Source organism: Acinetobacter sp. YH12126 (assembly GCF_013418745.1).
GTDB lineage: Bacteria > Pseudomonadota > Gammaproteobacteria > Pseudomonadales > Moraxellaceae > Acinetobacter > Acinetobacter amyesii.
This window is the reverse complement of record NZ_VPBM01000006.1, coordinates 1-13,100: the sequence shown is the minus strand read 5'-3', so window position 1 is coordinate 13,100 and position 13,100 is coordinate 1. Positions and strand designations below refer to the sequence as shown.

General features: G+C 37.7%; 15 protein-coding genes and 1 rRNA gene. 10 read left to right on the top strand and 6 right to left on the bottom strand.

Annotation, left to right across the window (positions count from 1 at the left end; genetic code table 11):
• Positions 1 to 2: 2 nt before the first annotated feature.
• The 4 genes from FTU62_RS04840 to prmB form a co-directional block, all read right to left on the bottom strand.
• Positions 3 to 215 carry a hypothetical protein gene (locus FTU62_RS04840; protein ID WP_180101994.1) on the bottom strand — a complete coding sequence of 71 codons (213 nt, stop codon included), beginning with the start codon at positions 213 to 215 and terminating at the stop codon, positions 3 to 5.
• Positions 216 to 325: 110 nt separating this feature from the next.
• Positions 326 to 517: a hypothetical protein gene (locus FTU62_RS04835; RefSeq protein ID WP_180101993.1), complete on the bottom strand. Its 192-nt coding sequence runs from the start codon at positions 515 to 517 to the stop codon at positions 326 to 328.
• Positions 518 to 926: 409 nt separating this feature from the next.
• A complete protein-coding gene (gene aroC / locus FTU62_RS04830; protein ID WP_180101992.1) occupies positions 927 to 2,021 on the bottom strand; it encodes a chorismate synthase in 1,095 nt (364 codons plus the stop codon).
• 13 nt (positions 2,022 to 2,034) lie between these two features.
• Positions 2,035 to 3,045: a 50S ribosomal protein L3 N(5)-glutamine methyltransferase gene (gene prmB, locus FTU62_RS04825; RefSeq protein WP_078193871.1), complete on the bottom strand. Its 1,011-nt coding sequence runs from the start codon at positions 3,043 to 3,045 to the stop codon at positions 2,035 to 2,037.
• Positions 3,046 to 3,356: 311 nt separating this feature from the next.
• Here prmB and FTU62_RS04820 point away from each other — a divergent pair, with 311 nt between their 5' ends.
• The 10 genes from FTU62_RS04820 to FTU62_RS04775 all read left to right on the top strand — a co-directional run bounded on the left by FTU62_RS04820 (position 3,357) and on the right by FTU62_RS04775 (position 12,292).
• Positions 3,357 to 3,662, top strand: a complete 306-nt coding sequence (locus FTU62_RS04820) for a hypothetical protein (protein ID WP_078191029.1) — start codon at positions 3,357 to 3,359, stop codon at positions 3,660 to 3,662.
• A 157-nt stretch (positions 3,663 to 3,819) separates the two neighbouring features.
• A complete protein-coding gene (locus tag FTU62_RS04815; RefSeq protein WP_180101991.1) occupies positions 3,820 to 5,193 on the top strand; it encodes an AarF/ABC1/UbiB kinase family protein in 1,374 nt (457 codons plus the stop codon).
• Positions 5,194 to 5,434: 241 nt separating this feature from the next.
• Positions 5,435 to 6,721 carry an acyl-CoA dehydrogenase family protein gene (locus FTU62_RS04810; protein WP_180078946.1) on the top strand — a complete coding sequence of 429 codons (1,287 nt, stop codon included), beginning with the start codon at positions 5,435 to 5,437 and terminating at the stop codon, positions 6,719 to 6,721.
• Between the two features lie 29 nt (positions 6,722 to 6,750).
• Positions 6,751 to 7,950 carry an acyl-CoA dehydrogenase family protein gene (locus FTU62_RS04805; protein WP_180101990.1) on the top strand — a complete coding sequence of 400 codons (1,200 nt, stop codon included), beginning with the start codon at positions 6,751 to 6,753 and terminating at the stop codon, positions 7,948 to 7,950.
• 89 nt (positions 7,951 to 8,039) lie between these two features.
• Positions 8,040 to 8,525 carry a GNAT family N-acetyltransferase gene (locus FTU62_RS04800; protein ID WP_078193892.1) on the top strand — a complete coding sequence of 162 codons (486 nt, stop codon included), beginning with the start codon at positions 8,040 to 8,042 and terminating at the stop codon, positions 8,523 to 8,525.
• A 342-nt stretch (positions 8,526 to 8,867) separates the two neighbouring features.
• A complete protein-coding gene (locus FTU62_RS04795; protein WP_180101989.1) occupies positions 8,868 to 9,452 on the top strand; it encodes a lytic transglycosylase domain-containing protein in 585 nt (194 codons plus the stop codon).
• Between the two features lie 480 nt (positions 9,453 to 9,932).
• A complete protein-coding gene (locus FTU62_RS04790) occupies positions 9,933 to 10,292 on the top strand; it encodes a hypothetical protein (protein WP_078193877.1) in 360 nt (119 codons plus the stop codon).
• Positions 10,293 to 10,344: 52 nt separating this feature from the next.
• A complete protein-coding gene (locus FTU62_RS04785; protein ID WP_111884298.1) occupies positions 10,345 to 11,304 on the top strand; it encodes a hypothetical protein in 960 nt (319 codons plus the stop codon).
• Between the two features lie 9 nt (positions 11,305 to 11,313).
• Positions 11,314 to 11,850 carry an ATP/GTP-binding protein gene (locus FTU62_RS04780; RefSeq protein ID WP_078193879.1) on the top strand — a complete coding sequence of 179 codons (537 nt, stop codon included), beginning with the start codon at positions 11,314 to 11,316 and terminating at the stop codon, positions 11,848 to 11,850.
• A gap of 10 nt (positions 11,851 to 11,860) precedes the next feature.
• Positions 11,861 to 12,292 (top strand): roadblock/LC7 domain-containing protein, encoded by a 432-nt coding sequence (locus tag FTU62_RS04775; RefSeq protein WP_180035694.1) that lies wholly within the window; start codon positions 11,861 to 11,863, stop codon positions 12,290 to 12,292.
• 11 nt (positions 12,293 to 12,303) lie between these two features.
• On the opposite strand, the gene FTU62_RS04770 is transcribed toward FTU62_RS04775, so the two are convergent.
• Both FTU62_RS04770 and rrf read right to left on the bottom strand, forming a co-directional pair.
• Complete coding sequence (locus FTU62_RS04770) at positions 12,304 to 12,744, bottom strand: hypothetical protein (RefSeq protein WP_180035693.1); 441 nt, start codon at positions 12,742 to 12,744, stop codon at positions 12,304 to 12,306.
• Between the two features lie 250 nt (positions 12,745 to 12,994).
• A 5S ribosomal RNA gene (gene rrf / locus FTU62_RS04765) occupies positions 12,995 to 13,100 on the bottom strand; the annotation flags it as partial.

Sequence of the window (13,100 nt, the reverse complement as noted above, 5' to 3'; positions counted from 1 at the left end):
CTTTATTTTATTCGTTTAATTAATTGTTTAATTGTCAGTTCACAAATCGGTTGACCTACCTCTAGATGAAGAGGATAGGCTTGATTTTCATCTGTTATGTTATAGCCACGTCGTTGATAATATTTTATTAATTCTAAACGCCGATCAATCACATACATCACAAATTCTTCAACATTGGGTTCCATCAACATCGCTTGTTGTTCTGCAAATTGCAATAATTTTTTCCAAAGCCCTAAGGTTGCTCATTTGGATGAATTGCAAAATGACCAATTTCACAGCTCATACCCTGCATTTGAATACCAATACACCCCATGATCTGAGTATTTTACGATTCCATCACATATAGATGAAAATCCTTTTTTTGTAAGAGTTGACTGAGTTGAGAGACATTTATTCGATTTCCTCGAACAATATGATGTTCCGTGGTCCAACTCTTGGGATGATTTTCCCGATAGGCTATATTCATTAAGCTTTCGAGCTGCTGAATATCACCAAGTAAAGCTTTTCGTATATTCATATTTTTAGCTATTTATTTTCATGGGTCTATTTTACTGAAATAAAAAAACCAGACAATTGTCTGGTTTTTTTATGCAATTTGCTCATCAGTGTGACTTGCTAAAGCTATTCACCAACAGCATCGGAACAAAAAGCAGTGCTTTGTTATTTATCCTCTGTGACGCGCTAACGTTACTCACCATACCGCGTTCGGAACAAAGTAACGCTTTGTTATTTATCCACTGTGACTCGCTAACGCTACTCACCAACCGCGTTCGGAACAAAGCAGCGCTTTGTTATTTATCCACTGTGACTCGCTAACGCTATTCACTAACCGCGTTCGGAACAAAGCAACGCTTTGTTATTTATCTACTGTGACTCGCTAACGCTACTCACCAACCGCGTTCGGAACAAAGCAGCGCTTTGTTTCCTCACTTGGGTTCAATTGGGGCAAATGGTGCAACTACATCCGCATTTTGGGCACGGTTACGCATGAAGTGATCCATGAGCACAATTGCTAACATCGCCTCTGCAATTGGTGTCGCGCGAACACCGACACAAGGATCATGGCGACCTTTGGTCAACACATCTGTATCTTCACGATTAATCGTAATGGTTTTACCCGGCGTAGTAATGGAAGCTGTTGGTTTCAAGGCGATCGCAACACGAATGTCTTGACCACTCGAAATACCGCCCAAAATGCCGCCTGCATGGTTTGCCAAGAAACCATCCGTAGTTAACTCATCACGTGTTTCATGACCAAACTGCTCAGCAACGCCAAAGCCATCACCAATTTCAACACCTTTTACGGCATTTATAGACATCATGGCATGTGCAATATCTGCATCTAAACGATTAAATACAGGCTCGCCCCAACCGACTGGCACTTGCGTCGCAATAATTTCCAGTTTGGCGCCACAGCTCGTTCCTTGTTCACGAAGTGAAGTTACGAGAGCCTCAAAACGTGGGACAGCATCTGCATCACCACAGAAAAATGGGTTATTTGGAACTTCATTCCAGTCCAATTTCTCTGCTTTTTCGGTACCAATTTGGGTTACATGACCACGAATTTCTATGCCGAATTTCTCAAACAAGAATTTTTTAGCAATCGCACCCGCAGCAACACGCATCGCAGTTTCACGAGCACTCGAGCGACCACCACCACGATAATCACGGAAACCATACTTATGTGTATACGTATAGTCTGCATGACCCGGACGGAAAGTTTGCGCGATGTTGCCATAATCTTTTGATTTTTGATCTGTGTTACGGATCAATAGACCAATCGATGTACCGGTTGTTTTGCCTTCAAATACGCCTGAAATAATTTCAACTTCATCGGGTTCTTTACGCTGAGTCGCAAACTTAGATGTGCCCGGCTTACGACGATCCAGATCCTTTTGCAAATCGGCTTCAGTCAGTTCAATACCCGGTGGAACCCCATCCACAATGGCCATCAGACCAACGCCATGAGATTCACCACAAGTCGTTACACGGAAGAGTTGCCCTATACTATTACCTGCCATGTCAAACGACTCCTTATGCTTGAACAGATTGAATAAATAAATCTCGGTATTCGCGGCATTGAGCAGCAGTCAATGCAAAGATACCTGTACCGCCTTTTTGGAACTGTAACCAGTAAAAATCAACGGTATTGAAGTTTTGACGCATTGCCCATTCTGAGTTACCCACTTCGATCACAATTAAGCCATCTTCAGTCAGGTAATCTGCAGCTTGTGCCAACATTTTACGTACAAGATCCAAACCATCTTGACCCGCAGCAAGCGCCATTTCAGGTTCATGGTGGAATTCTTCTGGTAAATCTGCCATGTCTTCAGCATCCACATACGGTGGATTCGACACGATTAAATCATATTGATTTTCTGCTGGAATTTTGGCGAATAAATCAGACTCAAGTAAAGCCACTTGATATTGTTTATTGTGGTGTTCACAGTTAATTTGTGCCACTTCAAGCGCATCTTTAGATAAATCTGTTGCATCAACTTCAGCGTCTGGGAATGCATATGCTAAAGCAATCGCGATACAACCCGAACCCGTACACATATCTAAAATGCGCTGAGGAGTTTTTGGATTGGCATTTTCAGGTAGATTATTAACCGCAGCACCCATTTCGCCATTTTCACCTAAGCAATATGGCGCAAAACGGTTTTCAATCAATTCCGCGATTGGAGAACGTGGAATCAGTACACGTTCATCGACATAAAATGGCTTACCAAAGAAATATGACAAGTTTAGTAAATAAGACGTCGGAACTTTTTCATTAATACGACGTTCTAACAATGCTAAAAATTCTGCAACTTCACTAGGCAATAATTTCGCATCTAAGATTTCCGCATCTGCATTCCAATCTAGAGATAACGTTTGTAAAACCAATGCTGAGCTTTCAGCAAAATAGTCTTCTGTACCTTGTCCTAAGTGGGCATCATATTGACGTAAAGCTGTTACCCCAAAGCGGATATAATCACGAATTGTAGATAGGTTTTCAGCTGCTTCCTGTAAATGTTCAGGGCTAATAGTCGGTCGATCCACTTAAGGCGTCTCCAGTTCATAATTTTTTAAACGCCCTATGATACCTTGTTTTAATGCTATTTATAATAAAAATACGGCATTATTCACCGCTTGAAAGCATTTCATAACCGTATATATGAGGTCTGATACATTCGCTGAAATGAAATGTGTACTTTATGCCTTTCTTCAGCATGCTATAAAACCTAATAGATAAAAATTACGAATAAAAACCAATTCAAGCTCAATTGTTTAGCAATTTGTACTTGATCCCAAGCTTTAATTTCTTAAAATCATCCCCATACAAACAGTTAAATTTTAAATGCGGAGCTCCAATGAGCTATAAGCACAATAACCTCATGGCTATGCGTCAAAGCTATTGGGAAGACACTCAGTCTTTAAACGTGCAAACTGAAAAGGCATTTTTTCAGCAACTACTGATCGAACATCAAGTTTTCCCTGATGCGAGTCTAGAAAACGCACGTACCCTATTTTTTAGCTTACCGAGCATTATTATTGTCAAAGGTTATGCTGCCGGATTTAAAGACGAATCTGTCCAACATCTTATTCATCAACATATTGAAGAACATAAAGCTGCATTGATGCAAAATGATACGGTAAAAATCAAATATCGTTTATAGTTTTATTTCCAATGTGCCTGTCTACATGGCATCTTGCTTAAGTTTGCAAATGCTTACTGCATATTCAGTAAGTTGAACTATTTTAATACGTTAAGAAACGTTAAAATTAGCTACAATGTATTTTTCTGCGAATTGCTGATTAAAGGATTTAATTTACATGTCAGATCAGAACGATAAGCTCAAACACTTGAAAACGTCTTCTATGGATCGACGCTTATCTATCGCAAAGGCATCGCTACTTGCGGGAACTCGTTGGGCAGCATCAAACGCCACTTCTATTTTTTCGAGTGAGGAAGAAAAAGAGAAAAAGCGTAAAAAAGCCATGAAAGATCAGGCTGAATATCTCGTCGCAGAAATTGGTAAATTAAAAGGTTCGATTGTAAAAATTGGGCAAATGATGGCGTTGTATGGTGAACATTTTCTGCCTGAAGAAATCACGCAAGCCCTCAATACCCTGAACAATCAGACAGTTGCATTGGCATGGCCAGCCATCAAAGTCCAATTACAGAATCAACTTGGCTCAAAACTTGATGATCTCGTGATTGATCATGAGCCACTTGGCACAGCATCTTTGGCACAGGTTCACCGTGCAAAACGCAAATCTGATGGTTTAGAATTGGTTTTAAAAATCCAGTATCCGGGTGTGGCAGATGCAATCGATTCGGATATGAATCTATTTAAAAACATGCTCAAACTGACACGAATGGTTCCTCAAACCCGTGAATTTGATCAGTGGTTTGATGAAGTTCGTGAAATGATGCATCGTGAAGTAAATTATAAAATCGAAGCAGATACCACTCGCCGTTTTGCTGCACGCTTAAAAGAAGACCCACGCTATATCGTGCCGCAAATCATTGAAGGTTATTCAACACCTCAAGTACTGTGTATGACCTTTGAACGTGGTGTACCGATTAACAGCCCAGTAATGCTGTCACTTCCTCAAGAGCGCCGTAACGCCTTAGGTGAAGCTTCACTTGAAATTGCCGTACGCGAAATTTTTGAATGGGGTGAAATGCAAACCGACCCAAACTTCGGAAACTATTTGGTCCGTTTGGGCAACGGTGCGGATGTACCAGATAAAATCGTACTCCTCGACTTTGGTGCGATCCGTCAGTTCGATGAGCATCTATTAGGCGTTGCGCGTAATTTGATTACCGCGGGTTATCACCATAGCTCTGAGCAAATGGTCAAAGCGATGACAGGTTATGAGTTCTTTGATGGTATTCCACAAAGTATTAAACCTGATATGGCTAAAGTCTTTTTGTTAGCGACAGAGGCATTTAGTAGCACTGCAAATAACCCAAACATCCCTGCTGGTGTTATGGACGAACAACAACGCTATGACTGGAAAAAAAGCCAATTACATAGCCGTGTGATGCAACAAGCGTCAAAATCGATGGCATCTCGCTATTTCTCAGTTCCACCTAAAGAGTTTATGTTTATTAGCCGTAAATTTATCGGTGCATATACCTTTATGACCGTCATTGAAGCAAAAACCAATGTTCGTCGTATGATTCAAAAATATCAATAATCATTCAATACAGACCTTAAAACTTGGCTGACTCAAATGTCAGCTAAGTCAATTTTAAAATAACAATACTTTTAAGCCTTTTTACTTTTCTATTCTTAATTAATCATTTAGCAATCGAATCCCACCTAATCTCGCCGTTTATCTTTGACAATCATGCATGTCATTTATGACATGGTTTTTCTATCTTTGGCATGTCAGCATTAAATAAGAACAACGCAAATGGAAAACAACAATGACCAATATGGTAAACAAGGCACAAGGATTTGGACTCTCACTTTTAACTAAAATTGCCGGTAGTGATGTACTCGATCAGTTTAAACTGCGCAAATTTGTTGAAAAATCTTTGTATCAAAGCTCAAAAGCTGGTTTTAAAACCTTGAGCCAGACACAAAAAGCATTTCAGACCAACAAAGGTGTGCATAAGCAACGTTTGCCAAATCAACAAAAATCATTATTTGATTTAAACCTGACTGAAGAACAGCAAATGACTGCTGATGCGATGCAGCAGTTTGCCACAGAAGTTTTGTATCCACTTGCTCATCAAGCCGATCAAGAGGAAAAATTTCCTAAAGCGTTATGGCAACATATCCAAGATCTAGGTCTAAATTATTATGCCTTACCTGAAGATTTGGGTGGCGTTGCAGCAGAAAAAAACATCATTAGCAATATCTTAATTGCGGAACAATTGGCTGAAGGTGACTTTAGTTTAACAGCAGGTTTACTGTCGACGTGTAGCTGTATCAATGCCATCACCCAATGGGGTTCAGAATCTGTTCAAGCAACCTATTTAGCGACATTTGCAGATGATTCAACCCTCCGTGCAAGCTTTGCAGTTCAAGAGGCAACGGCGGCATTTAATCCCTATCAACTTAAAACTCAGGCGATTGCTGATGGCCAGCAGTATAAAATCAGTGGGGAGAAAACCTTAGTCCTTCTAGGCGAACAGGCAGATGTGCTGTTGGTGAGTGCCATGCTGAATGGGCAGCCTGAAGTTTTTATTGTGCAACGCGACCAGAGCATTAGCGCAAAAAAAACACCTGCTATGGGTTTGAAAGCCACTGAAACGGTAACTTTAAAATTTGATCAGACCCCTGCCCAACGCTTAGGTGATCAAGATTTCAACTATACCTCATTTATCGATCTTGGCAATTTAATGTGGTGTGCAATGGCTGTTGGTACCGCAACTGCAGTGAAAAAGTATTGCATTCAATATGCCAACGAACGTACAGCTTTTGGAGAGCCAATTTCACATCGTCAAAGTGTGGCATTTATGATTGCAGATATGGCAATCGAAATTGATGCCATGCATATGCTCATCCTAAACGCAGCAAGTCTAGCCGAAGCTGGCAAGCCCTTTCATCGTGAAGCCTATTTAGCCCGCGTATTATGTGCTGAAAAGTCGATGAAAATTGGGACCGATGGCGTGCAAATATTAGGTGGTCACGGCTTTACCAAAGAACATCCCGTAGAACGTTGGTATCGAGACTTACGTGCCACAGCGATTCTTCAATCTGGCTTACATGCTTAATTCAGCAAAATAAAAACAAGGAAATGTCCATGAACTTACAAAATCCGAAAAAATTTAAATTGCTGATCGAACAAGCCCATGAAGTCGCTTTAAATGTTCTACGTCCTATTTCACGTAAATATGACAAAGCTGAACATGCCTATCCTAAAGAGTTAGACATGTTATCTTCCCTCGTCGACGGTATGAATGATGGCGGAGATGGCATGAATGCAGGTGCTGCCGTCAACAAACGTGGCGACACAGACACGGGTAATAAAAACGGTGTCAATATGTCGACTGCACTCAGTATCATCGAGATGTGCTATGGAGATACAGGTCTGTTGCTCAGTATGCCTCGACAAGGGCTTGGAAACTCGGCTATTGCCGCAGTAGCCAATGATGAACAACTAGAACGCTTAAAAGGAACTTGGGCCGCTATGGCCATTACAGAACCCAATTGCGGCTCTGATTCTGCTGCTATTCGGACAACAGCGACGAAAGATGGCGATGAATACATTCTCAATGGGGAAAAAATCTTTGTTACCTCGGGTGAGCGTGCTGATTCCGTGGTGGTTTGGGCAACGCTAGATAAAAAATTAGGTCGTGCAGCGATTAAATCCTTTGTTGTTGAAAAAGGTACGCCGGGCATGACTGTAGAACGCTTAGAACATAAATTGGGTATTAAAGCCTCTGATACTGCTGCCATTAGTTTTGTAGATTGTCGTGTCCCTGCTGCAAACTTATTAGGCAATGCTGAAATTGATGTAGCAAAGGGTTTTGCTGGGGTTATGGAAACTTTTGATAATACTCGGCCGCTGGTTGCTGCGATGGCTATAGGCTGTGCAAAGGCATCTTTAGAGCGAATTAAAGAAATCTTCAAAGATGAACTAGATGAGCAGTATTCAACACCGATCTTACAAAGCTCGAATATTGCTGCACAAATCTACCGTATGGAAGCAGACTGGGAAGCAGCACGTCTACTCATGCTCAAAGCTGCATGGATGGCTGACAACAAAAAACCAAACTCACGTGAAGCATCCATCGCTAAAGCAAAAGCAGGCCGTGTTGGTAATGAAATCACATTAAAATGTGTAGAGCTCGCAGCTGCAGTTGGTTATAACGAAGATGAATTATTGGAAAAATGGGCACGTGATTCAAAAATCCTTGATATATTTGAAGGAACACAGCAAATTCAACAATTAATCGTTGCACGACGTGAACTGGGTAAAAGTTCAAGCGAATTAAAATAATTACTTTGCTTGAGCAATTTGAAACTTAAAGATGGATTTTTATATAGGATCAGTCTATAAACAATCCATCTTTTTGTTTTTCGATGATTATGTTTCAGATCCGACCACTTCAACTTGAAGACAATGCAAGCATTGCCAATGTCATTCGCACAGTTTCCAAAGAATTTGGATTAGCACCTGAATCAGGATTTGCCGTTGCAGATCCAATTTTAGATGATTTATATCACGTCTATGCGCAAGCAAATGCACAATATTGGGTTATTGAAAATCAACACGGTACAATTTTAGGTGGTGGCGGCCTTTCTCCTTTAGCTGGAGATTCAAGCATTTTAGAAATCCAAAAAATGTATTTTTTGCCTGAATTACGTGGTCATGGTTTAGCCAAAGATATTTTAGAACTTTGTTTTCAATTTGCCAAAGATCATAATTTTAAAGCGTGTTATTTAGAAACCACACATACACTTGGGCAAGCGGTGAAACTCTATGAAAAAGTAGGATTTCAACACTTACAAGCTCCCAAGGGCAATACAGGTCATAGCCAAGCATGTGAAATTTGGATGCTTAAAACGCTTTAATAAACTTAGATTTAATTAATTTCGCTGAAAAGGTTTTAGAGCTTTTTCAAATAGAGATATTTAATGAGTGGATATTCAAGTTTTTTATAATTAAAGATCTCCGCTTTTGAATAACCCACAATCTTAAGTAAGTAAGAATGTAAAGAGAGAAATACTAACTCAATTAACACGATCTGCTTTTCTCTCTTCACTTAGACAATCATGTAATTTGAGTACATTTCCATCAATTTTTACAATTACACTGTATAGAGCAACTTAAGAAAATATTGACCTCTGAGTCTCCAGTTCATACTATCACTTTAGAAATTACACTTAGCCATGATTATTTTAAAGTGAATATAAATGCAGAATGTACTGAATAAAACTTGCCTTTCAACTCGTCTTTCGTCGCTCCTAAGCGCTCACAGCTTAAAGTTTTCAACTGTTATTATATCTGTAACCCTGATTTCTGGATGTTCATCACTCGGTGGTGGCTCTGTAGAAAAACGTGCTGTTAAACTTTCATCAGGGATCCAAAAGGCCTATTCAGTCAATCCTGAAACTGCAAATCGAGTGTCACCCTACATTGTGCAAACTGCTGATCAATACAACTTAGATCCTTTACTACTGGCTGCTGTTATTCGCCAAGAATCAACTTTCCGCCCTTATGTCAGTTCACCTGCAGGTGCAGTCGGTTTAACTCAGGTGATGCCACGTTATTGGCAAGCAACATGCCCTGGGGATTTATATGACGAATTAACCAATATTAATTGTGGGTCATTTATTTTAACTAAATATAAAAATGCCGCTGGCAGCATGCCAAAAGCTTTAGCCTACTATAATGTCGGACCTACCGCTTATAACACCAATCGAAAAATGAAAAAACAAGGCAAACGTTATGCAAAACAAGTGAAACAACATCGAAATAATTTAAAAAGTGCATTATAAGAAGTAAAGTTCAATCCTATTACCCCATGATTGAACTTTTAACATATATCACAAATACTTGAATTTAATAGACTTAAATCACAAATATAGATTCTAGAATAATATTATATGATGTATTTTAATGAGCAATAAACAAACAAACAGCATATATTTTTAATATTTATTTCATCTTATATAATCGTTTTTGTATATTAAATTAATGAAATAATACATTAAATCTATTAATAAAAAAACTCTTATAAAACAACAACCTTAATTGAATTTCATATACAACAATTCTATAAAAAGTTTAAATATTCTACACAATACTATAACTTTTAGCCGCCAAGAATCTTTTAAACATCATTTTTACTTTATTTATTATTAACAATAATCAACCAGCTGATTTTTTTAGCATTGTTTATTCATTATTTTTAGCTAATATCATATAGGTCAGTAAAACTATATTACTGATTAACATATAATTTATTGGGGTTAATAATGGCCAAATTATCTTTAAACGCTTTAACAGACATTGACGGTTTTATTGCTGCAGCTTTGGTTGACAGCGAAAGTGGCCTTGCTATGGCGACACAAGGCAATAACGACATCGATTTAGAATTAGCTGCTGCTGGTAATACTGAAGTTGTCCGCTCAAAGCGTAAAGTTGCCAAAGCGTTGAATTTAAATGACTCTATTGAAGACATTCTAATTACTCTGGGTAAACAATATCACTTAATCCGCCCACTCGACTCAAATGAAGCATTATTTCTTTACCTCGTATTAGACCGTAGTAAATCAAACCTTGCTATGGCTCGCCATGAACTTAAACATTTCGAAAAAGAATTAGATTTTTCTTAATTTAAAGTTGGGTTATTTCACAAGAAATAACCCAGTTTTTCTGGACCATTTCGTGAATAGCACATTATATATTTCTATCTTTGGCTTAAATCTAAATGTTATCAATGACATTAAATCTATTATTTCAAATAAGCTATCTGAAACTTTTACTATTCATTGGACAAACATTGCAGATTCGAAACTCCAAGTCCTATTAATCAATGATGACTTTATCGACCTGCCGAATATAAATAAAATAAGGCACGAAGCTTTAATCATACTTAAACTTAAAAAAAATGAATTGAAAGCAAATCAAATCGAACACGATACCCTGTTTTTACCCCTAACAAATACCAATCAATTTGAGCATTGGTTAGAGCATTCAGTTGCGTTAAGGTTCCGAGACATTAATCCTGTAAATGTGTCCAATCCTATTGTTGTTCAAGACACAAAACCTAAATTAAATGCACTCCAGATCTCACAGGCTTTTAAAGATTTAAATAAACATCAACGTCAACTATTGCTTTTAGATCAAAAACCAATCGCACTCATTGATAACTTAAGCAATGAGTTTTGGATAGAACAAAATATACAAATCACACAAAATTCTGAAATCACACTCATTTCAGCAGATACAAATACAGTTGTCACTTTTAAATATGGGTTGGAATCAATAAATTTACAGCATGGATTATGGCAATTTGTTTGGGATTACGTAGATGATACTCCCCCCAATTACACAAGCCACTATAAACTTTTGCATTGGCCACAGCCTATACATTGTGCTGAGCGACAATCACTATTGAAAATATCCGCTTTTTTTATGGAAGGTAGTTCTACTCAATATATTGCTGAACAAATACATTTGAGCCAAAACATTATCAATCGCTATTTATTTGCATGCCACATTGCTGTAATCATAGAAGAGATACCAGCCATGGCGAGTGTATATCATAGCCAAAAAACAGCTCAAGAATCTTCAAATCCACTACAGAGTTTTTTCCGTAGTCTTCGAAAAAAATTAGGAATCTAAAATTTCATTATGATTTTACAGCAATACAAGATCGTATTTGCCGGAACGATGGGTGCCGGAAAAACCACTGCTATTCAAAGTATTTCTGATATTCCTGTACTGAGTACAGAAGCGCTTAATACTGATCAAAATGCGCATCAAAAAATGTTGACTACTGTTGGAATCGATTACGGTGAACTTACTCTCGCCGATGGTACTAAACTTGGTTTATATGGTACACCGGGCCAAGAAAGATTTAACTTTATATGGAATACCATTTGTAACGGCGCGATTGGTACAATTATTTTGATTGATCATACACATGACCATCCAATTCAGCAGCTGAATGATTATTTAAATTATTTTTCTGAAAATAATGAAAACATCATCATCGCGATTACACATTTAGATAGTACTCAGTATAAATCCACCAAACTTTATAAAGAATGGCAAGATTCACAACAGATACATCACCCCATTTTTTATATCGATGCTAGAAATAAAAAAGACATTCTTTTTATTCTAGAAGCACTTATTGCAAAAGCCGAAGTTCAACTTTCAATCTGATGAAGATATTATGAATACAGCAATTCGTACAACACGTTCAGCACCACTACAGCTTATTGAACAAGCACATAAACTCATGAAGGAGTTAATTTCTGATGTGTCCGGTGTTGAATATATGATGTTATGTTCAACTGATGGTTTTGAATTAAAATCTATAGAAAAGAAAAATATTGAAAATTCTGGAAAACTTGCAGCTGTAAGCAGTTCAATCTTAGCAATGGTTCAAGCTTTTACTAATGAAATTAATTTAGTCGGTTGTCAAACCATTACATTAGATGCAGAAAATGGTAAAGCATTACTCACAGCGATCTCTCACCCTCAGCACCCTATGATATTAGTTGTCTTGACATCAAAAAATGTATTATTAGGGCAATTATTATATTCTTTAAAAAGAGTGAGTAATGAACTAAGCGAATATCAACTGTCAAATACATTCACCTAGTCCAATTCAATTTATTTCATCGATTCACGCATTTTATCTTCATCAAAATATTGTGCAAATGATGCAATACGTTTTTCAACAACTGGATTTTTCATCAGGTTCTCAGCTGCACGATTCCCCAATAGTTCAAATGCTTTACCCAAAGCATTTGTTCCTTCATTTTCTGTAACAGCTTTGATTTCAGCATTACAACGTTTAGTAAATAAATCTTGAAATAAATTTGCCATATTTTTATCAATCTTTTGCATCTCAGCGGACGTCACTTTACTATACTTAGAAATTTCTGGATGTGCTGAAAATGCCAAATAAATCCAAGCCGTTAAGTTCTGACTCTCTTCTGCTGAAATTTTATTTACCAAACATTCACTTAGTTTATCCTGATACACACCAGCTGTAGTATTTAAAGAAACAAATGCAAATAAAACTATAGTTAATAATTTTTTTAAAAACATCTTAAATACCCTATATATTATTAATGAAATAAACGATTTTATTATATTGATTTATTACACATTTTCATTAGCAAAAGATTTTAAAATGATATAGATGGATTGAGCATTTTAGTTTTATTTTCTTTAAATATCTCTCGTTTTCTTATTTTTTGAATTTGCTTCTCTTATTATTTTCTATTTTGATAACTTTCCCTTTTTCCCCACATAAAAAAACACCCCCTGCACTAGCCAGGGGGTGTTTCGAATAATGAGCTGGCGATGACTTACTCTCACATGGGTAACCCCACACTACCATCAGCGCTAAGAGGTTTCACTTCTGAGTTCGGGAAGGGATCAGGTGGTTCACTCTTGCTATT

Excerpts from the sequence above, each read along its gene's own strand:
- FTU62_RS04835 (WP_180101993.1), bottom strand. The coding sequence starts at position 517 with ATGAATATACGAAAAGCTTTACTTGGTGATATTCAGCAGCTCGAAAGC.
- aroC (WP_180101992.1), bottom strand. The coding sequence starts at position 2,021 with ATGGCAGGTAATAGTATAGGGCAACTCTTCCGTGTAACGACTTGTGGT.
- FTU62_RS04820 (WP_078191029.1), top strand. The coding sequence starts at position 3,357 with ATGAGCTATAAGCACAATAACCTCATGGCTATGCGTCAAAGCTATTGG.
- FTU62_RS04815 (WP_180101991.1), top strand. The coding sequence starts at position 3,820 with ATGTCAGATCAGAACGATAAGCTCAAACACTTGAAAACGTCTTCTATG.
- FTU62_RS04810 (WP_180078946.1), top strand. The coding sequence starts at position 5,435 with ATGGTAAACAAGGCACAAGGATTTGGACTCTCACTTTTAACTAAAATT.
- FTU62_RS04805 (WP_180101990.1), top strand. The coding sequence starts at position 6,751 with ATGAACTTACAAAATCCGAAAAAATTTAAATTGCTGATCGAACAAGCC.
- FTU62_RS04800 (WP_078193892.1), top strand. The coding sequence starts at position 8,040 with ATGTTTCAGATCCGACCACTTCAACTTGAAGACAATGCAAGCATTGCC.
- FTU62_RS04795 (WP_180101989.1), top strand. The coding sequence starts at position 8,868 with ATGCAGAATGTACTGAATAAAACTTGCCTTTCAACTCGTCTTTCGTCG.
- FTU62_RS04790 (WP_078193877.1), top strand. The coding sequence starts at position 9,933 with ATGGCCAAATTATCTTTAAACGCTTTAACAGACATTGACGGTTTTATT.
- FTU62_RS04780 (WP_078193879.1), top strand. The coding sequence starts at position 11,314 with ATGATTTTACAGCAATACAAGATCGTATTTGCCGGAACGATGGGTGCC.
- FTU62_RS04775 (WP_180035694.1), top strand. The coding sequence starts at position 11,861 with ATGAATACAGCAATTCGTACAACACGTTCAGCACCACTACAGCTTATT.
- FTU62_RS04770 (WP_180035693.1), bottom strand. The coding sequence starts at position 12,744 with ATGTTTTTAAAAAAATTATTAACTATAGTTTTATTTGCATTTGTTTCT.